The sequence below is a fragment of the Paracidovorax wautersii genome (assembly GCF_900113035.1).
GTDB lineage: Bacteria > Pseudomonadota > Gammaproteobacteria > Burkholderiales > Burkholderiaceae_C > Paracidovorax > Paracidovorax wautersii.
Map to the genome: position 1 here is coordinate 345,895 of NZ_FONX01000003.1, position 19,372 is coordinate 365,266.

The window sequence follows — 19,372 nt, forward strand, 5'->3', positions numbered from 1 at the left end:
CCGCCGTCAGCCCTTGCCGCTGCGGCGGCACCGCTCGGAGCAGTACTTGACCTCTTCCCAGTTGCGCGCCCAGCTGCGCCGCCAGGTCATGGTCAGCCCGCAGGCCGCGCAGAGCTTGGCAGGCAGGCCCGCCTTGTTGCCGCGATGGGCGCCTGATGCGCGGGGTGGGTCGCTTTTGCCGCCGGGTTTCTTTGCCATGGCGCGATGCTAAGAGCGACCGGCAAGGCCCCTGGGGCGTCGCGCCATCACGGGCTCGCGGGCGCCTTCCCGGCCGGCGGCACCACGTGCGGCGATTCGGTGCCGTAGCTGTGCGCCGGGTCATAGATCTGGTCGCGCAGCAGGTAGCCCACGGCACTCGCCAGGATCAAGCCGGCGACGAGGGCCAGCAGGACGATGCGGACCGAGGGCACGCGGCGCCGTGCGTGCTCCGCCTCTTGCGCCTGGACGTGCGCGGGATGCGGTGAACCTGCGGGATCGCGGGGGGAATGTTGCGGTGTGACCATGGTCGGGCTCCTGGGTGATTCAGCCCCCAAGCTACGCGCCCGCATCGGCCCAGGCTGTCGGACAAGGGAGGAGAAGGTGCTGAGGTTCCAAGCCCTCTGGCGGCCAGGCACCACCAACGGGTGCCCCGCCCACCTGATCGCCCGCCCTGCCCGGCAGCTCGCGGGTTCGCGTTTCCCCGGCCTCAGGCCTGCGCGCGCAGCGCACGGGCGGCCGCCACCATGTTGCCGAGGGCGGGAATCACCTCGGCCCACTGGCGGGTCTTGAGGCCGCAGTCGGGGTTGACCCAGAGGCGCTCGGCCGGCACCCGCTCGGCGGCCTTCTTCATCAGCTGCACCATGCGGTCCTGCGCCGGGATGTTGGGCGAGTGGATGTCATAGACGCCAGGGCCGATCTGGTTGGGGTAGTCGAAGCTCTCGAACGCGTCGAGCAGCTCCATGTCGGAGCGTGCGGTCTCGATGGTGATGACGTCGGCATCCATGTCGGCGATGGACGCGATGATGTCGTTGAACTCCGAATAGCACATGTGGGTGTGGATCTGGGTCTCGTCGCGCACGCCGTTGGCCGCGATGCGGAACGACTCCACGGCCCAGCCCAGGTAGTCCGCCCACTGCGACCGGCGCAGCGGCAGGCCTTCGCGCAGCGCGGCCTCGTCGATCTGGATGACCTTCACCCCGGCCCGCTCCAGGTCCAGCACCTCTTCGCGGATCGCCAGCGCCAGCTGCCTGCAGGAGGCGGCGCGCGGCTGGTCGTCGCGCACGAAGGACCAGTTCAGCAGCGTGACGGGCCCGGTCAGCATGCCCTTCATCGGCTTGGTGGTGAGCGCCTGGGCGTAGGCGATCCAGTCCACCGTCATCGCCCGGGGCCGGCGCACGTCGCCGAACAGGATGGGCGGCTTCACGCAGCGCGAGCCATACGACTGCACCCAGCCGAACTGGCTGAAGGCGTAGCCTTCGAGCTGCTCGCCGAAGTATTCGACCATGTCGTTGCGCTCGGCCTCGCCGTGCACCAGCACATCCAGCCCCAGGCGCTCCTGCTCGCGCACGCTGCGCTCGATCTCCGCCCGCATCAGGGCCTGGTAGCCGGCCTCGTCCAGCCGGCCGGCCTTGTAGTCGCTGCGCGCCTGGCGGATCTCGGCGGTCTGCGGGAACGAGCCGATGGTGGTGGTCGGGTAGGCCGGCAGGTCCAGCACGGCCGCCTGCCGGGGCGCGCGCTGGGCATAGCCGCTGGCGCGCTGGCCCTGCCGGGCGGTGATGCCTTGCACGGCGGCCTGCACGGCCGGGTTGTGGACGCGGCGCGATGCGCGGCGCGCGGCCAGCGCGGCCTGGTTGGCCTGCAGCTCGGCGGCGACGGCGCCGCGCCCTTCGCGCAGCGCCCGGCCGAGCACGCGCAGCTCCTCCAGCTTCTGCAGCGCGAAGGCCAGCCAGGAGCGGACCTCCGCATCCATCTGCCGCTCGCTGGCCAGATCGACGGGCACGTGCAGCAGCGAGCACGAGGGCGCGAGCCAGAGCCGGTCGCCCAGGCGCTGCGCCAGCGGCTCCACCCAGTCGAGCACGGCCGCGAGGTCGGTCTTCCAGATGTTGCGGCCGTTGATCACGCCCAGCGACAGCACCTTGTGCGCGGGCAGCAGGTTGAGCAGCGGCAGCACGCCCGCACGGTCGTTGACGGCATCGACATGCAGGCCGGCCACGGGCAGGTTGGCCGCCAGATAGGCGTTGTCCTGCAGCTGGCCGAAGTACGTCGCCAGCAGGATCTTCACGCGGGCCGTCTTGAGGTGGTGGTAGGCCGTGTTGAAGGCATGCTGCCATTGCGCGTCCAGCTCGGTCACCAGCACGGGCTCGTCGATCTGCACCCACTCCACGCCCTGGGCGGCGAGCAGCTCCAGCAGTTCGGCATAGGCCGGCAGCAGGCGCTCCAGCAGGGCCAGGCGGCTGGAGCCGTCCTTGGACTTGCCGATGGACAGATAGGTGACCGGGCCGATGATCACCGGCTTGGCCGGCACGCCTTGTGCCTTGGCCTCGGCCAGCTGCGCCAGCAGCCGCGAGGCATCGAGCCGGAAGGTGGTGGCCGCGGTGAACTCCGGCACGATGTAGTGGTAGTTGGTGTCGAACCACTTGGTCATCTCGCCGGCCGCAACGCCCGCCGCGGGGCCGCCCGCCCCTTCGGCCGCAGGCGCCGATCGGCCCCGTGCCACGCGGAAATAGTTGTCCAGCGCATCGCCCGGCAGGCCCTGCACGCGCTGCGGCAGATGGCCCAGCAGGAAGCTGGTGTCCAGCACCTGGTCGTAGAACGAGAAGTCGCCCACGGGCACGAGATCCAGGCCCGCCTGCTGCTGCCAGTGGCGCTGGCGCAGCTGCGCGCCGAGCGCTTCGAGCGCGCCCAGCGGCGACGCGCCCTTCCAGTACGACTCCAGCGCGAACTTCAGTTCGCGCTGCGCGCCGATGCGGGGAAATCCAAGGTTGTGAATGGTGGTCATGAGGCTGCTCGCAAAACAGGAAATCGAAGAACGGAGCGCATCCTAGGTCTGCAGACCCATGAAGTAAAATGGTTTTATCTCACCAATCCATGAACTCCACTCATTCAAATGCTGGAACGAATCCACCTGTCCATCGTGCGTGAGGTCGAGCAGCAGGGCTCGCTGACGGCCGCGGCCGAGGTGCTGCACGTCACCCAGTCGGCGCTCAGCCACAGCATGAAGAAGCTCGAACAGCAGCTGGGCACCGACGTGTGGCTGCGCGAAGGCCGCAGCCTGCGGCTCACCCAGGCGGGGGAATATCTGCTGGCCGTGGCCCACCGCGTGCTGCCCCAGCTCGATCTGGCCGAAGACCGGCTGCGCCAGTTCGCCCGGGGCGAGCGCGGCGCGCTGCGCATCGGCATGGAATGCCATCCCTGCTACCAGTGGCTGCTGAAGATCGTTTCGCCCTACCTCGCGGCCTGGCCCGACGTGGATGTGGACGTGAAGCAGAAATTCCAGTTCGGCGGCATCGGCGCCCTCTTCGGCTACGAGATCGACCTGCTGGTCACGCCCGACCCGCTGCACAAGCCCGGCCTGCATTTCGAGCCCGTCTTCGACTACGAGCAGGTGCTGGTCGTCGCCGCCAGCCACCCGCTGGCCCAGGCCGGCCACGTCCGCCCGCGCGACCTGGCGGGCGAAGTGCTCATCACCTACCCCGTGCCCACCGACCGGCTGGACATCTACACCCAGTTCCTGCTGCCCGCCGGCATCGCGCCCCGCCGCCACAAGGCCATCGAGACCACGGACATCATGCTGCAGATGGTCGCCAGCCAGCGCGGCGTGGCCGCGCTGCCGCGCTGGCTGGTGCAGGACTACGCCGCGCGCCTGGACATCGTTCCCGTGCGCCTGGGCGCCAAGGGCATCGCCAAGCAGATCCACCTGGGGGCGCGGGAGGCGGATCTGGATACGGATTATCTGCAGGCCTTCGTGGAACTGGCGCGCGGCCCGCTGGCGGCCTCCGCCGGACCGGCAGGCGGTTGAGGGCGGCGCTGCCGCGCCGGGTTCAGCGGTAGCGCTCCTCCAGCGCGTCCCAGTGCGGCTTGCCCACCAGCCGCTGCCGCTCGGCGAAAGGCGCGACCAGGCCGCTCGACTCCTGCACCTCCTTCGCATCGCGCAGCACCGTCAGCGCCTTCTGCATGCCGGCGACGGCGCCCTGCAGGGCCGCGTTCGCATACAGCACGAGGCCGTAGCCGAGCCCGCCCAGCTCTTGCGCGTTGAAGATGGGCGTCTTGCCGCCGATGACCATGTTCATCAGCTGCGGGCGGGCCAGGCGCGCGGGCAGCGCGCGGATCTCGTCGGCCGTGGTCACCGCCTCGACGAAGAGGATGTCCGCGCCCGCTTCGGCGAAACGCTCCGCCCGCTCCACCGCCGCATCGAAACCGTGGGTCGCTGCAGCGTCGGTGCGCGCCATGATGAGCAGGTCGGGGTCGCGCCGGGCATCCACCGCGGCGCGGATCTTGCCCACGGCCTCCTCGGTGGAGATGACCTCCTTGCCCGAGAAGTGCCCGCAACGCTTGGGCGCCACCTGGTCTTCCAGCTGGATGCAGTCCGCCCCGGCGCGCTCCAGCGTGCGCACCGTGTGGTACACGTTCAGCGCGTTGCCGAAGCCCGTGTCGGCATCGACGATCAGCGGCAGCTCCACCGCGTCGCGGATGCGCGCCGTGTGGTCCGCGATCTCCGCCAGGCCCATGAACGCCTGGTCCGGCATGCCGAACCACATGTTGGTGACGCCGGCGCCGGTGACGTAGATCGCCTCGAAGCCCAGGTCTTCGATCACCCGGGCCGAGAGCGCGTTGAACGCCCCGGGAACGAGCACGCCGCGGCGCGCCTCCGCCAGGGCCCGCAGTTGCTTGCGTGTGGACATCGGTGTTTCCTTCATTCGATAACGGATCAGAAGCAGTCGCCGGGCACCCGCACCCAGCCTTCCATGAGGATGCGCGCGCTGCGGCTCATGCGCGCCTTGGTCACCACCCAGCGGCCCTCCACCTGCGCGGCTTCGGCGCCCACGCGCAGCGTGCCGGAGGGGTGGCCGAAGCGCACCGCCGCGCGCGTGCCGCCGCCGCCAGCGGCCCGGTGCACCAGCGTGCCGGGCACGGCCGCCGCCGCGCCGATGGCCACGGCCGCCGTGCCCATCATGGCGTGGTGCAGCCGGCCCATGGAGAGCGCGCGCACCAGCAGGTCCACCTCAGCCGCGCGCACCGGCTTGCCGCTGGAGGCGGTGTAGCCGGCAGGCGGCGCCACGAAAGCGACCTTGGGCGTGTGCTGGCGGCCCGCGGCCTCTTGCAGCCGGCCGATCAGGCCCATGCGCAGGGCGCCTTGCGCGCGGATGGCCTCGAAGCGCGCCAGCGCCGCGGCGTCGCCGTTGATCGCGTCCTGCAGCTCGGTGCCGTCGTAGCCCAGGGCCGACGCCTCCACGAACACGGTGGGAATGCCGGCGTTGATGAGCGTGGCCTGCAGGGCGCCGACGCCGGGCACCTCCAGCGTATCGACGACATTGCCGGTGGGGAACATGGCGCCGCCGCCAGCACCAGTGCCGTCGCCCTCGTCCGCCGGGTCGATGAATTCGAGCGGCACTTCGGCCGCGGGAAAGGTGACGCCGTCCAGCTCGAAATCGCCCGTCTCCTGCACCGCGCCACCGGCGATGGGCACGTGGGCCACGATGGTCTTGCCGATGTTGGCCTGCCAGATGCGCACCGTGCAGATGCCGTCCTGCGGGATGCGCGCCGCGTCGATGAAGCCGGCCTGCACGGCGTAGGGGCCGACGGCGGCCGAGAGGTTGCCGCAGTTGCCGCTCCAGTCCACGAAGGCCTGGTCGATGGCCACCTGCCCGAAGAGGTAGTCCACATCGTGCCCCGGCTGCGTGGGGGCGCCGATGATCACCGCCTTGCTGGTGCTCGACGTGGCGCCGCCCATGCCGTCGGTCTGCTTGCCGTAGGGGTCGGGGCTGCCGATCACGCGCAGCAGCAGCCGGTCGCGCGCCGCGCCGGGGCGCTGGGCCGCTGGCGGCAGGTCCTGCAGGCGGAAGAACACGCCCTTGCTGGTGCCGCCGCGCAGGTAGGTGGCGGGGATGCGGATCTGGGGAACGGATGTCATGGCGTGCCTCGGTCAGAAGGGGTCGGCGCCTGCCGCGCCTCGGCGAGGAAGTCCTGCGCGAAGCGCTGCAGAACGCCGCCGGCGTCGTACACCGACACCTCCTCGGCCGTGTCCAGCCGGCAGGTCACGGGCACCTGCTGCACGGCCCCGTCGCGGCGCCGCACCACCAGCGTGAGCGTGGCGCGCGGCGTGGGGCGGCCGGACACATCGTAGGTCTCGGTGCCGTCCAGGCCCAGCGTCAGGCGGCTGGTGCCGGGCAGGAATTCCAGCGGCAGCACGCCCATGCCGATGAGGTTGGTGCGGTGGATGCGCTCGAAGCCTTCGGCCACCACCGCCTCCACCCCCGCCAGGCGCACGCCCTTGGCGGCCCAGTCGCGCGACGAGCCCTGGCCGTAGTCGGCCCCGGCGATGACGATGAGCGGCTGGCGGCGCTGCAGATAGGTTTCGATGGCCTCCCACATGCGCACCACCCGCCCCTCGGGCTCCAGGCGCGCGAGCGAACCCTTGTGCTGCACGCCGTCCACCCGCGCCATCTCGTTGACCAGCTGCGGGTTGGCGAAGGTGGCGCGCATGGCCGTGAGGTGGTCGCCGCGGTGCGTGGCGTAGGAATTGAAGTCCTCCTCGGGCAGGCCCATGCGGTGCAGGTATTCGCCCGCCGCGCTGTCCGGCAGGATGGCGTTGGAGGGCGAGAGGTGGTCGGTGGTGATGTTGTCGGGCAGCAGGGCCAGCGCACGCATGCCGGCCAGGGTGCGCGGCTGCGCGGCCAGGGCGCCCACGCCCTCGGTGTCCCAGTACGGCGGGCGCCGGATGTAGGTGGATTGCGGGCGCCAGCCGTACTGCGGCGCCACGCGCGTGCCGTCGTCCTGGCGGATGGCGAACATGGGCTCGTACACCGCGCGGTACTGTGCCGGGCGCACGGCCTGCGCCACCACGGCGTCGATCTCCTCGTCCGGCGGCCAGAGGTCCTGCAAGCGCACCTCGCGGCCGTCCACCACGGCGAGCACGTCCCGCTCGATGTCGAAGCGCACCGTGCCGGCGATGGCATAGGCAACGACCAGCGGCGGCGAGGCCAGGAAGGCCTGCCGGGCATAGGGGTGGATGCGCCCGTCGAAATTGCGGTTGCCCGACAGCACGGCCGTGGCGTAGAGGTCGCGCGCGATGATCTCCTGCTGGATGGCGGGGTCCAGCGCGCCGCTCATGCCGTTGCAGGTGGTGCAGGCGAAGCCCACGATGCCGAAGCCCAGCGCTTGCAGGTCCGGCAGCAGGCCGGCCTCCTTCAGGTACAGCTCGACAGCCTGGGAGCCCGGCGCGAGCGAGGTCTTCACCCAGGGCTTGCGCACCAGGCCCAGGCGCCGCGCATTGCGCGCCAGCAGGCCGGCCGCGATCACGTTGCGCGGGTTGCTGGTGTTGGTGCAGCTGGTGATGGCGGCGATGATCACTGCGCCGTCGGGCATCAGCCCTTGCGCTTCCTGCGCGCGCCCCGCCTCCAGCTGGGCCGCATCCGCGATGCCGCGCTCGGCCAGGGCCGAGGTCGGCAGGCGGCGGTGCGGCTGGGAGGGCCCGGCCATGCTGCGCACCACGGTGGAAAGGTCGAAGCGCAGCGTGCGCTCGTATTGCACGCCCGCCAGGCTGTCGGCCCAGAAGCCCGCGGCCTTGGCGTACGTTTCCACCAGCGCCACCTGATCCGCCTCGCGCCCGGTGAGGCGCAGGTACTCCAGCGTCTGCCCGTCGATGGCGAAGAGCGCTGCGGTGGCGCCGTATTCCGGGCACATGTTGGCGATGGTGGCGCGGTCGCCGATGCCGAGGCTGCGCGCGCCGTCGCCGAAGAACTCCAGGTAGGCGCCCACCACCTTGGCCTGGCGCAGGAATTCGGTGAGGGCCAGCACGATGTCGGTGGCCGTGATGCCCGGCGGCCGCCGGCCCGTCAGCTCCACGCCGACGATGTCGGGCAGGCGCATCCACGAAGCGCGGCCCAGCATCACGTTCTCGGCCTCCAGCCCGCCCACGCCCACCGCGATCACGCCGAGCGCATCGACGTGCGGCGTGTGGCTGTCGGTGCCCACGCAGGTGTCGGGGAAGGCCACGCCGTCCTGCACCGCGACCACCGGAGACATCTTCTCCAGATTGATCTGATGCATGATCCCGTTGCCCGCGGGGATCACGTCCACGTTGGCGAAGGCCTTCTTCGTCCATTCGATGAAGTGGAAGCGGTCCTCGTTGCGCCGGTCCTCGATGGCGCGGTTCCTGGCGAAGGCGTCGGGGTCGGAGCCACCGCATTCCACGGCCAGCGAGTGGTCCACGATCAGCTGCACCGGCACCACCGGGTTGACCTGGGCGGGGTCGCCGCCCTCGGCCGCGATGGCGTCGCGCAGGCCGGCCAGATCGACCAGCGCGGTCTGGCCCAGGATGTCGTGGCACACCACGCGCACCGGGTACCAGGGAAAGTCGCGGTCGGGCCGGCGCTCGGCGATCTGCAGCAGGCAGTCCTGCAGGATGGCGGGGTCGCAGCGGCGCACCAGGTTCTCGGCATGCACGCGGGCCGTGTACGGCATGGCAGCCCAGGCGCCGGGGCGCAGCGCATCGATGGCGCCCTGCGCGTCGAAATAGTCCAGCGCGGTTCCGGGAAGGCGCTGGCGATGGGATGTGTTCATGGGGCGAATGGAATGGCGAAGGCGGGCGGCGGCAGCCTCAGGCGCGGTCTGCGATGGGCACGAACGCCTGGTCTTCCGGGCCGGTGTAGTTTGCGCTCGGGCGGATGATCTTGTTGTCGATGCGCTGCTCGATCACGTGCGCGGCCCAGCCGCTGGTGCGGGCCATGACGAAGAGCGGCGTGAACATGGCCGTGGGCACGCCCATCATGTGATAGCTCACCGCGCTGAACCAGTCCAGGTTGGGGAACATGCGCTTGGCCTCCCACATGACCGATTCGAGCCGCTCGGCGATGTCGAACATCTTGGTGCTGCCCGCGTCCTGCGACAGGGACCGGGCCACGCCCTTGATCACCACGTTGCGCGGGTCGCTCACCGTATAGACGGGGTGGCCGAAGCCGATCACGACCTCCTTGGCCTCGACGCGGCGGCGGATGTCGGCCTCGGCCTCGTCCGGCGAGCCGTAGCGTTTCTGGATCTCGAACGCGACCTCGTTGGCGCCGCCGTGCTTGGGGCCGCGCAGCGCGCCGATGGCGGCGGTGATGCACGAATACACGTCGCTGCCCGTGCCCGCCACGACGCGGGCCGTGAAGGTGGAGGCGTTGAACTCGTGCTCGGCATACAGGTTCAGCGAGGTGTGCATCGCCCGCTCCCACTGGGCGCTCGGCCGGGTGCCGTGCAGCAGGTGCAGGAAGTGCGCGCCGATGGAGTCGTCGTCGGTTTCGACCTCGATGCGGCGGCCCGAGGTGCTCCAGTGGTACCAGTAGAGCAGCATGGAGCCCAGCGACGCCATGAGCCGGTCGGCGATGTCGCGCGCCCCCGGCAGGTTGTGGTCGTCCTTCTCGGGCAAGGCGCAGCCCAGGGCGGATACGCCCGTGCGCATCACGTCCATCGGGTGGCTGGCGGCGGGCAGCTGCTCCAGGGCCTGCTTCACGCTCAGCGGCAGCCCGCGCAGGGCCTTGAGCCGGGCCTTGTAGGCCTTGAGTTCGGCGCGGGTGGGCAGCTTGCCGTGCACCAGCAGGTGGGCGACCTCCTCGAATTCGCAGACCTCGGCGATGTCGAGGATGTCGTAGCCACGGTAGTGCAGATCGTTGCCGGTCTTGCCGACGGTGCACAGCGCGGTGTTGCCGGCCGTCACGCCGGACAGGGCCACGGACTTCTTGGGCTTGAATCCCGCAGCGGCAGCGGGCGGCGCCTCGGGGGCGGAAGAAAAGGCGGACATGGCGCTCATGGGTGGGTCTCCGTTGTCAGGTAGCAGGCATCGATCGCCGCGGGCCGCCCTTGCGCGTCCACGGCCACCATCTCGAACACACCCCGCAGCACGTCCTCGCACGGCATGCCGGGCCACGCCGATGCGCCGGTCACGCAGACCGTCATCGACGTGCGCCCGACCCGGCTGACCCAGCCGCGCAACGCGAGCTCGTGGCCCACGGGCACGGGTGCCGAGAAATCGACGCCGGTCACGGCCGCCATCACGACCTCGCGCTGCGCCAGGCTGCGCGCGGCGAGGAAGGCGGCCTTGGCCAGCAGTTGCAGACCCTGGCCCGCGAACAGCGTGCCATGGTGGTTGGCGAGTGCGGGAAGCACCAGCTCCCGCAATTCGACGGTACCCTGGGGTGTAGTCATAATTCGCAATCTACGCATATCCGCCGTCTAGCGATAGCACTGAAAAAGCGAATTTTTGCGAAAGCATCCCAGCGATTTGCGAATCCTGCGAACCGACTTGTGAGCCTTTGCGCAGATCCCCCGCAACACCTGCGAGCACCAGCGATGAAAAAAACCTTCATGGGCATCAAGCTGCGCAAGCTGCGTTCGGAACGCGGCCTGTCGCAGATCGCCCTGGCCCAGGCGCTCGGCCTGTCGCCCAGCTATCTCAACCAGCTCGAACAGAACCAGCGGCCGCTGACCGTCTCGGTGCTGCTCAAGCTGAACAAGGCGCTGGGCGTCGATATCCAGCAGTTCTCGGAAGACGAGGAATCGCGGCTGATCGCCGGACTGCGCGAGGCGCTGGCCGGGGCGGACGAGCCCATCTCGCTGCCGGAGATGCAGGAGGTTGCGGCCCAGATGCCGGCCCTGGGCCGCGCCGTGCTGGCGATGCACCAGCGCAACCTGGAGATGCGCGAACAGCTAGAGCTGCTGTCCTTGCAGTTCGGCGATGGCCGCACGGAAGCGCCCCCGGCCCGCGCCGCCATGCCCTTCGAGGTCGTGCGGGACTTCTTCTTCGCCCACCAGAACTACTTCGACGCGCTCGACCGCGCGGCAGAAAGCTGCGCTGCCGCGCTGCTGCGGCAACAGCCGCCGCCGCACCAGGGCGCGTCACGCACCGATGGGCTGGTGCAGCGGCTGGCAGGCCACGGCATCCGGGTGGAGTTCATCGACGCGCAGCAGCCGCAGCAAAGCAAGCGCCTCTTCGACGCGGACCGCCGCACGCTGACGCTGGCCAGCCGCCTGGACGATGCGCAACGCGCCTTCCAGCTGGCCACGCAGCTTGCGCTGGTGGAATACGCCCCGCTCATCGATGCCCTGGTGCAGTCGCCGCCGCTGCTGAACGATCCGGCATCGCACAAGCTCGCGCGCATCGGGCTGGCGAACTACTTCGCCGGCGCCCTGCTGCTGCCCTACCAGGCCTTCCTGGAAGCCGCGGAGGCGCTGCGCTACGACATCGAACTGCTGCAGCAGCGCTTCGACGTCGGCTTCGAAACCGTCTGCCACCGGCTGAGCACGCTGCAGCGGCCGGGCCTGCCCGGCGTGCCGTTCTTCTTCATCCGCGTGGACCGGGCAGGCAACATCTCCAAGCGGCAGTCGGCCACCCATTTCCACTTCAGCCGCACGGGCGGCACCTGCCCGCTGTGGAACGTGTACGAGGCCTTCGGCCGGCCGGAACACACCCTGGCGCAACTGGCCAGCATGCCGGACGGCCGCCGCTACCTGTGGATCGCGCGCAGCGTCTCGCGCGGCCAGCGCGGCTACGGCTCGCCCCGCCAGACCTTCTCCATCGGCCTGGGCTGCGACATCCGGCACGCACCGCGCCTGGTGTACGCCCAGGGCCTCGACCTGCAGGCGCCGGAAGCCGCCACCCCCATCGGCATGGGCTGCAAGGTCTGCGAGCGCGACGGCTGCCCCCAGCGCGCCTTTCCCTACGTAGGCCGCGCGCTGGACGTGGACGAGAACCACAGCCGGTTCTCGCCCTATGGCTTCGCGGGGGCAGCGGCTGCGTTGGCCGGGCGATCAGGGAGCACGCCCTGAACCGTTGAGGCTCGTGGCGCCTGCCGCGCCTGCCGCAGGCGTGATGCTCAGGAGATCCTGAAGCGGCCGATGGTCGAGGCCAGGGCATTGGCCTGCGTCTGCAGGCTGGCCGATGCGGCGGCCGATTCCTCCACCAGCGCGGCGTTCTGCTGCACCATGGCATCGAGCTGGATCACGGCACGATTGACCTCCTGGATGCCGCTCGTCTGCTCGTGCGTCGCGCGGGCGATGCCCGAGATTAGGGACTGCACATCGGCCGACTGGGTGACGATCTCGCCCATCGTCTTGCCAGCCTGACGCACCTGCACGGAGCCCGCAGAGACCCGGGACACCGTGGTCTCCACCAGATCCTTGACCTCGCGCGCAGCCTCGGCGCTGCGCTGGGCCAGGGTGCGCACTTCGTGTGCGACCACGGCGAAACCACGCCCCTGGTCGCCGGCACGCGCGGCTTCCACGGCGGCATTCAAGGCCAGGATATTGGTCTGGAAAGCGATGCCATCGATGACGCTGATGATGGCGCCGATCTGGCCGGACACCTTCTCGATCTCACCCATGGTGGACACGGCGTCAGAGGCCAGCTTGCCGCCCTGCGAAGCGATCTCGGTGGCGGTGCTGGAGCGCTGGTTGGCCTCTTCGGTCGCGGCCGTGGAGCGCTGCACCGTCTCAGAGATCTCCGCCATCGAGGCAGCCGTCTGCTGCAGGCTGGCCGCAGCCGACTCGGTCCGGGACGACAGATCCTGGTTGGCCGTGGCGATCTCATCCGAAGCCGAGCGCACCGCTTCGCTGGCATCGCGGATGTCCAGCATCACGCTTTGCAACTGGCCGACGAACTGGTTGAAGGAGCGCGAGATGATGGCCACCTCGTCCTTGCCCTGGTCGGGCAGGCGCTGCGTGAGGTCACCGCTGCCCGAGCCGATGGCCGCCATGGCCTGGCTGACCTGGCCCAGGCGACGGAACGCCGTGGTGGTCACGGCCACGCCGATCATCGAGGCGATGCCGGCGATGACGATCAAGGCCAGCAGCGAGGCCTGGAGCAAGGAACGCGCGCCCGCCATGGCTTCGGCTTCATCGACGGCGATCACGATGCTCCAGTCCGTGCCACGGATCTTCTGGGCACGCACCAGCTTGACGCGGCCATCGACGACGACCTTCATCGGTGCCGCGGCATTGGCTTCCGCCGTGGCGTTCAGCTGGCCGAATACGGGGGCGATATCGGTGACTTGCTTGAAGCGCAGTTCGGCATTGGGGTGGGCGATGATGCGGCCGTTCTGGTCGATCAACATCCCGAAACTCTCGGGCGTCGGGTGGATGGCCTTGATGGTCTCCACCACGCTGTCGAGCGCCACGTCCCCCACCAGCACGGCCTTGAGACTGCCTTCGCGCATCACCGGAATGGCCAGCGCCACCAGCAAAGCCTTGCTGGTGCTGATGTAGGGAATCGCCGCCGGTTTGCCGGCCTTGACCGCACCCTGGTACCAAGGCCGGCTGGTCGGGTCGTAGGTGGCGGGGATATTGGGCCAGTCGGTGAACTTGGTTCTCTTGTCGGGATAGCCCACGCCGACGTCGAAGAACCTGCCGGCCACCTGGATCTGCTTGAGCATGGCATCGGGCTCGGGGGCCAGCACCACGTCCTGCAAGGAATTGACGAGCTGCGTCTTCTCCTCCACCCAGTCGCCGATCACGCGCGCATGGTCATTCACCGATGTGGAGAGACTGCTGTCGGTGGCATCCCACATGCTCTCCCGGGCGATCAAGTAGCTGGCCGTGGTGCTGAGCAGCACGGCAAAGATGACCAGCGCGACGAAAGCGCAGATCACGCGAGCGCGAATGGAAGTAAGCATGTGTGTGAAATTGTGACTGTCCTGAGGACAGGCTAGCAAGCTCACTACAGGTTGTCCACCGATAAACCATGCAAATGTTGCAAGGCCGCAGATTATGCGGTTTCAAACAAAAAGAAGATTTTTTATATCGTCAACGAGAGATTTTTGACGAATGAATGACGGTGTGCTACCGCCATGGAAGAAGCAGGAAGCTCTTGCAAAGCTTGATGGGGCAGAGGATTCAATCCATTCAGCATATTGAATCGCATTGGAAATACCCGCCCGATGAACTGCATTAATGATTCTGCCTCAAATAAACTGTAAGTCGTTGATCCGAACCACGGTGACTCCGGGTGATAGGCGCCAGATTTGCCGGTCATGGTTTTGCAAGCGCCTGCTTCCCTGCCAGTTCTCCCAAGGAATCCGCTGGGCCCCGATCCTTGGCAGCCACGAACGGCCAAGCTTTTTTCGCCCACGCCGAGACGAGCGGATCAGCCGGAATCAATCGCTGAACAGGTGCTGACCGTCGCGCCGGCAGCCCCCACGATAGCCGGGGTCAGCCGCCTCCGCTCGCGCGCCCCGGCAGGCGAAGTACTCATCACCTACCCCGTGCCCACCGACCGGCTGGACATCTACACCCAGTTCCTGCTGCCGGCCGGCGTCGCGCCCCGCCGCCAGAAGGCCATTGAGAAAACGGACATCATGCTCTGTGCAGATGGGCGCCAAAGGCATCGCCAAGCAGATCCACCTGGGGGCGCGGGAGGCGGATTTGCAGACGGATTATTTGAAGGCGTTTGTGGAACTGGCGCGGGGGAGCAGTGCCGGAGAGGGTGATGGCGGCCGCGTCGGGCGATAGAAAGCAGGTGGGGTGGAGAAGCCGGGAAGTGGCTGGTCCGGAAAAATTTAGGCTTGCCTAAACGGCGTTGCACAGAGGATTGCCTATGGGATGCAATCAGGTCTGTTGTGTTGGCAGACTGCGGATTGTAGGATTGGCGTCGTCTAAATCTAGTTAGGCCTCATGTCCCGAACGCGGCAAGATTGCACGCACCCGATTCGAAAGATGCAACCATCACTATGAACACGTGGCCCTTCAGCGATCCTCCAAACGTAGCAGCCATTAGCGTCAAGCAGATCTTCCATTCGAACAGCCCGATTTTGCTTGTCGTACACGATGAAGAGGACGGGGGCTGGCAGTTCTTAACCAACGGTGAGTTTTCAACAGACGACGCATTGGTTGTCGCACTCAAGAATGTGGTGGCATTAGATCCAACGATATGCGAGCTTGCCGACCTTCCAATCGGATGGGAAGCCTCTAGAACCAGGCTTGGGCAGCCCTGGCTTCGAGTGAAATCTCAGCAGGTCAACGAATGAAGCGTGCAGCATTGAACCCGGTCAACCAAACACCTTTCACCAGCCTAACTGTCGGTTCAACTCGGACGCCCATGCTTCGCATGGGCGCCGGTTAACCGGGGCGTTAGGCTTCATGGAAGACCGTCTTTTCGCGAACGCTGAACTTGTGCGGACCGTCGCGCGGGATCAGTTGGGGGTGTCCGTCGAGTACGACGAAGCTGGTATCCAGTGGCTCGATCGCTACATCGACGGACAGCGCGTCGGCGCCGCCGATGCCACCAAGGAGAAGCTACCAAACACCCTTGGCTCGTATCTCGGCGAGTGCATCCGCCAATCTTTCGGCGGTACATGGGTCCAAGATCCAGAATTGGGCTGGGGTATCCGAGTCAACGAACGGATCACTGCGTTCCCATTCAGTAAGGTCCGCAAGCAGCTGGCGGATTCGGACGGCGAGTCCGTCCTCGGCTTTTACAAAGCCATTGCAGCAATGGTCGCGGAACCAGCAGTTGTCGCCGCACCAAACATAGAAAGCGCAAAGCGACCATGGTGGAAGCTCTTGTAACCGGCCTTCAGCCTAACCTCTCATTGCAGCGGACCGCCTTCGGCGGCCGCTGAATTTCAACGTTAGGCCCTGAAATGCAGATCTCCGCTGGCTTCGTGACACTTTCCATCTGCGGGCTTCTGGCTGTGGTTGCGCCATCGCTCGGCTTCTCGCGGCGACTATGGCGTGCGGGCGGTGGCGTGCGCTGGCTCGTGGCGCTTGGCTGGATCTTTGTGTTGGCTTTGGCCGTCTTAGCTTGGGCCGGCGTTGATGACCCATCACGGCAGTGGGAGGAAGCTGTGCTTACTTTCTTCCTTCTTTGGGGCGTTTCACTCTTTTCGCTGGTCGGGCTCTCCGGCGCTGCCCTCATCGTCAGGCGATGGGCGGGGCTAACAAGTCGGTCCAGTCGACGGCCTTCGGCCGCGCCTGACCTCCAACGTTAGGCCGCACGGATCTGCTCCTGTGACTACCCAACCTCTGTCCCAAGAAGATCAAGCCGCTCTGATCGAGCTTGAAGAGTCCATGTGGCGCGTGGAGTCACGCTTCGACCTGACATTTCAAGAACAGCGATTCGCTTCGGACTTCGTGGAGTTCGGGAGATCCGGACGAACCTACTCGCGCGAGCAAATCATTTGCACTGACGCCTCGCCCATCCAAGCGAGGCTGCCCCTGCCGAACTTGCAGCTGCGCGTGTTGGATGTCAATACGATACAGATCACCTACGACTCGGAAGCCTTGTACAACGACGTGGTTGAGTACGCCCATCGAAGTTCAATCTGGTCTCGTATCGACGGCCGGTGGGTCATGCGCTTTCATCAAGGTACACCGTATCAACCTTCATCACCCGTGCCCGGCGGTCAGAGTGCGGCCTAACTGGTCATCCGAGCGGACGCCTTACTGCGCCGCTCAATTTCAACGTTAGCAGGACATGGATACTCTCTCGTTCATTGCTGAGCTCATCAAAGCCCTCGCATGGCCACTCGCCGTTGTTGTGGTTGTTTTGCTGTTTCGGAGCGAATTTACTGCCCTGCTCAAGACCATGAAACGCGGCAAGGTCGGAATGGCTGAGTTCGAGTTTGAGAGAGATGTCCTTGAGCTAGAGTCCTCTGCTCAGGCACTTCCAAGCACTAAAAGCCCTGATAACGCAGCTCTGATCGCAACTCAGAATCCTCGAGGAGCGGTGTTGGATTCGTGGCTCCGTCTGGAAGAGCAAATTATCTCTTTGGCAATGCGCAAAGGGCTTACAAATGCGACTGCGAGGCGCTATCCACGCGGCTCCATTGATGCGCTAATGAAGTCAGAGCTGATCACGTCAAGTGATCGCTCAATCATCGAGAACATGCGAGAACTGAGAAATCTCGCTGCACATGACCCTGATTTTTCGCCGAACCCAGATTCGGTGGTGAGCTACTTGCAGCTGGCCTCAGATCTTGGTGCGCGTCTTGACCAGATTTAAGGGCTATCCTGCTAACAAGTCATTCAAGCCGACGCCGCTTCGCGGCGCGGCTTAATTCAGCCGTTAGACCTCATCGATGAATTCTCCAGCCAATGATCTAAGCATACGAAAACTGAGAGATCAGTTTTCAGAAAGCACCAGAACTGTAAAGCGTAATCTGCTAATTGCAGCGTCGCTTGGCATTGTCCTATCGGCACACGCGCTAAAGCTAACGGACGTTTTTGGGATTGATCTTAAGGACTCAGCTACGGCCTCAATAGCTGTGGGGGCCATCTCATTGGTCGCGGCATACGAATTACTGTCATTCGTTACTTACGCCGCTATTGACCACATGGCTTGGCGGCTTAACGCTCGTTCCGTTGTCCATAACGCCCAAGGTGATCGCTTGAAAGAAGTTGTTGAGCACACTCGTCGCACGATGGATCAACTTGGCTATATTCGCGGCAAGATGACCAGCGATGAGGACTCCGTTGTCAACGCAATCAAGAGCCAGAGCGGAGTAATAGATCGGATATGCATTGAAGCCGAACAAGCAATTGATAAATACAAGGACGATATTGCCCACCTGAGATCCAGGGCGCGAGCACACGACTTCGCTCAGTTGTTCCGAATCTATGTGGTTGATTGGGGAATTCCTTTAGCGCTGGGCCTCACTTGTGCCGCACGTAACTGGTACTCAATGGGCGATTTCCTGTGTGCGGTCCTGCGATGATGCGGTCTAACCTCTCGTTGCAGGGGACCTTGCGCATAAAGCCGCGCAAGGCCCCTGAACTCAAACGTTGGGCCTCACAGTGACCACCACCGGCACCACTCACAATACCCAGCTTGCGAAGGCTGCAAAGAAGCACCTCGCCCCCATTGGTATGAAACGCAAGGGACAGTCCCGCGTGTGGTTCAAAGACAATGGATGGTGGCTCGGAGTTGTCGAGTTCCAGCCAAGCTCGTGGAGCAAGGGTAGCTACTTGAACGTGGCAGCGATGTGGTTATGGAACGCCAAGGACTATTGGTCTTTTGATGAAGGTGGTCGAGTAGAAAAGTTCCACGAGTTCAAGGATACCGACCAGTTTGCTGATGTAGCAGACTCGCTAGCCACACGTGCAAGAGATGAGATTCTTTCTCTGTCCCAGAGGTTTTCGTCACTCGCTGTAGTCTCGGCACATCTAGCTCGCAACTCCGACGAAAACCCGTGGCACAGCTATCACGCCGCGATGGCTGCACTAGCCATCGGAGATGTTGAGCACGCGGAGAAGCGCTTTCGCGCTCTTCTCGGTGCGAAAGATCATGCCCCCTTTATGGTCGCCCTGAAAGCAAAGGTGCAGACTTTCTTTGAGCGCGTCGCATCGAGCACAGAGCCTTCTGAGGTCGTCGGTCATGAGGTCGCGCAGGCGCGAGCACTTCTGAAACTTACCCCTGTCGACACAGCACTCCTATGGCTCCCCGCACGCTGAGGCCCAACCACTCCGTCAACCGGACCGCCTGCAAGCTGCGCTTCCAGGTTCGCTCCGGCCTTCGGCCTCCGCCGGCCGGTTACGTCGAACGTTAGGAGGCTCAATGTTCGGACTCTTTCGCCGCAAGAGTACAAACACAGCACCGTCCACAGAGCCGGTGAAATCGCCCTCGTCGCCAGTGCAGTCCTTTGACCGCAGCCTTGTTGTCCCACTTGTCAAGGCCGTCGTTGGTGAAAACGAGGGTGGTGAGGTCATTGAGCTTCCATCGGATGATTCACCGATCTCAATACCGTTGGTAGCCGAACTCATCGTCATGTACGCGCTTGACTATCCAGACCGCTTTGAGTTCATCACCAGGAGGCACCTGCAAGAGAACGGTTTGAATCAAGAGGAATTGCACACCCTCGCGCTGAGCAATCTTCCGAATCGAGTGCCGAGGATCGAAATGCATGGCGAGTCCCCTCGCTACATGATCACAGCGGGTGGAAACTTTGAAGCAACCCTGCTCTTGCTTGATGGGCTGTGGGATCAATTAGCTGAGCTGTTGCCGGGCAAGCCTATGGCTGTCGTTCCAGCGCGCGATTTGCTATTTGTCTCCGGATCCGAGTACGAAGGAGCTGGCCAGTTCCTTGCACAGGTCGCCAGTAAGGAACTCGAAGAAAAGCGGTACGCTCTTTCCCAATGCGTCCTCATTCGTGAAGGCAGCAAGTGGCATGCATACCGCGCAGCCTCCTAACCCCTCCGTCAAGGGGAC

The 19,372-nt window shown here is 65.8% G+C and carries 19 protein-coding genes and 1 pseudogene; 10 read left to right on the plus strand and 10 right to left on the minus strand.

What is annotated here, in order from left to right; translation table 11 throughout:
* Positions 1 to 6: 6 nt before the first annotated feature.
* The 3 genes from BM070_RS06480 to metE all read right to left on the minus strand — a co-directional run bounded on the left by BM070_RS06480 (position 7) and on the right by metE (position 2,977).
* Positions 7 to 198, minus strand: coding sequence for a DUF2256 domain-containing protein (locus BM070_RS06480; RefSeq protein ID WP_092938700.1), 192 nt, complete (start codon positions 196 to 198; stop codon positions 7 to 9).
* A gap of 47 nt (positions 199 to 245) precedes the next feature.
* Positions 246 to 503, minus strand: coding sequence for a hypothetical protein (locus BM070_RS06485; RefSeq protein ID WP_092938702.1), 258 nt, complete (start codon positions 501 to 503; stop codon positions 246 to 248).
* A 182-nt stretch (positions 504 to 685) separates the two neighbouring features.
* Positions 686 to 2,977 (minus strand): 5-methyltetrahydropteroyltriglutamate--homocysteine S-methyltransferase, encoded by a 2,292-nt coding sequence (gene metE, locus BM070_RS06490; protein WP_092938703.1) that lies wholly within the window; start codon positions 2,975 to 2,977, stop codon positions 686 to 688.
* A 108-nt stretch (positions 2,978 to 3,085) separates the two neighbouring features.
* Between metE and BM070_RS06495 the strand changes: the two genes are divergently transcribed.
* Complete coding sequence (locus tag BM070_RS06495) at positions 3,086 to 3,997, plus strand: LysR family transcriptional regulator (protein ID WP_092938705.1); 912 nt, start codon at positions 3,086 to 3,088, stop codon at positions 3,995 to 3,997.
* A 22-nt stretch (positions 3,998 to 4,019) separates the two neighbouring features.
* On the opposite strand, the gene BM070_RS06500 is transcribed toward BM070_RS06495, so the two are convergent.
* From BM070_RS06500 to BM070_RS06520, 5 genes are read right to left on the minus strand one after another with little or no spacing between them, the layout of a single operon-like run.
* Positions 4,020 to 4,880 carry an isocitrate lyase/PEP mutase family protein gene (locus BM070_RS06500; protein WP_092938707.1) on the minus strand — a complete coding sequence of 287 codons (861 nt, stop codon included), beginning with the start codon at positions 4,878 to 4,880 and terminating at the stop codon, positions 4,020 to 4,022.
* A 26-nt stretch (positions 4,881 to 4,906) separates the two neighbouring features.
* On the minus strand, positions 4,907 to 6,109 hold the full coding sequence (gene prpF, locus BM070_RS06505; RefSeq protein ID WP_092938709.1) for a 2-methylaconitate cis-trans isomerase PrpF: 1,203 nt from the start codon (positions 6,107 to 6,109) through the stop codon (positions 4,907 to 4,909).
* Positions 6,106 to 8,760 carry a Fe/S-dependent 2-methylisocitrate dehydratase AcnD gene (gene acnD / locus BM070_RS06510; protein ID WP_092938711.1) on the minus strand — a complete coding sequence of 885 codons (2,655 nt, stop codon included), beginning with the start codon at positions 8,758 to 8,760 and terminating at the stop codon, positions 6,106 to 6,108. Before acnD ends, prpF begins: the two co-directional genes overlap by 4 nt.
* Before the next feature lie 37 nt (positions 8,761 to 8,797).
* Positions 8,798 to 9,988, minus strand: coding sequence for a bifunctional 2-methylcitrate synthase/citrate synthase (gene prpC / locus BM070_RS06515; protein ID WP_092938713.1), 1,191 nt, complete (start codon positions 9,986 to 9,988; stop codon positions 8,798 to 8,800).
* Positions 9,985 to 10,383 (minus strand): acyl-CoA thioesterase, encoded by a 399-nt coding sequence (locus tag BM070_RS06520; RefSeq protein ID WP_092938715.1) that lies wholly within the window; start codon positions 10,381 to 10,383, stop codon positions 9,985 to 9,987. The genes prpC and BM070_RS06520 overlap by 4 nt, the downstream gene beginning before the upstream one ends.
* A gap of 144 nt (positions 10,384 to 10,527) precedes the next feature.
* On the opposite strand from BM070_RS06520, the gene BM070_RS06525 reads away from it, so the two are divergent.
* Positions 10,528 to 12,003: a short-chain fatty acyl-CoA regulator family protein gene (locus BM070_RS06525; protein ID WP_092938717.1), complete on the plus strand. Its 1,476-nt coding sequence runs from the start codon at positions 10,528 to 10,530 to the stop codon at positions 12,001 to 12,003.
* Between the two features lie 47 nt (positions 12,004 to 12,050).
* On the opposite strand, the gene BM070_RS06530 is transcribed toward BM070_RS06525, so the two are convergent.
* Positions 12,051 to 13,844, minus strand: coding sequence for a methyl-accepting chemotaxis protein (locus BM070_RS06530; RefSeq protein ID WP_092938719.1), 1,794 nt, complete (start codon positions 13,842 to 13,844; stop codon positions 12,051 to 12,053).
* A 122-nt stretch (positions 13,845 to 13,966) separates the two neighbouring features.
* Entirely contained in the window at positions 13,967 to 14,203 is a 237-nt protein-coding gene (locus tag BM070_RS24090; RefSeq protein ID WP_139222772.1) for a hypothetical protein, read from the minus strand.
* A gap of 130 nt (positions 14,204 to 14,333) precedes the next feature.
* On the opposite strand from BM070_RS24090, the pseudogene BM070_RS25095 reads away from it, so the two are divergent.
* The 8 genes and pseudogenes from BM070_RS25095 to BM070_RS06555 form a co-directional block, all read left to right on the plus strand.
* Positions 14,334 to 14,679: pseudogene (locus tag BM070_RS25095) on the plus strand (type 2 periplasmic-binding domain-containing protein); the annotation flags it as partial.
* 218 nt (positions 14,680 to 14,897) lie between these two features.
* Complete coding sequence (locus BM070_RS06540; protein WP_092938721.1) at positions 14,898 to 15,194, plus strand: hypothetical protein; 297 nt, start codon at positions 14,898 to 14,900, stop codon at positions 15,192 to 15,194.
* 112 nt (positions 15,195 to 15,306) lie between these two features.
* The gene (locus BM070_RS06545) at positions 15,307 to 15,735 is read left to right on the plus strand and encodes a hypothetical protein (RefSeq protein ID WP_092938723.1); all 429 of its coding nucleotides are present in this window, start codon (positions 15,307 to 15,309) and stop codon (positions 15,733 to 15,735) included.
* Positions 15,736 to 16,176: 441 nt separating this feature from the next.
* The gene (locus tag BM070_RS06550; protein ID WP_092938725.1) at positions 16,177 to 16,587 is read left to right on the plus strand and encodes a nuclear transport factor 2 family protein; all 411 of its coding nucleotides are present in this window, start codon (positions 16,177 to 16,179) and stop codon (positions 16,585 to 16,587) included.
* A gap of 55 nt (positions 16,588 to 16,642) precedes the next feature.
* Entirely contained in the window at positions 16,643 to 17,170 is a 528-nt protein-coding gene (locus BM070_RS24095) for a hypothetical protein (RefSeq protein WP_139222773.1), read from the plus strand.
* A gap of 76 nt (positions 17,171 to 17,246) precedes the next feature.
* Positions 17,247 to 17,882, plus strand: a complete 636-nt coding sequence (locus BM070_RS24100) for a hypothetical protein (protein WP_139222774.1) — start codon at positions 17,247 to 17,249, stop codon at positions 17,880 to 17,882.
* 79 nt (positions 17,883 to 17,961) lie between these two features.
* A complete protein-coding gene (locus BM070_RS24105) occupies positions 17,962 to 18,618 on the plus strand; it encodes a hypothetical protein (RefSeq protein WP_139222775.1) in 657 nt (218 codons plus the stop codon).
* A 103-nt stretch (positions 18,619 to 18,721) separates the two neighbouring features.
* Positions 18,722 to 19,354 carry a DUF1444 family protein gene (locus tag BM070_RS06555; protein WP_139222776.1) on the plus strand — a complete coding sequence of 211 codons (633 nt, stop codon included), beginning with the start codon at positions 18,722 to 18,724 and terminating at the stop codon, positions 19,352 to 19,354.
* The last annotated feature ends 18 nt before the right edge of the window (positions 19,355 to 19,372 follow it).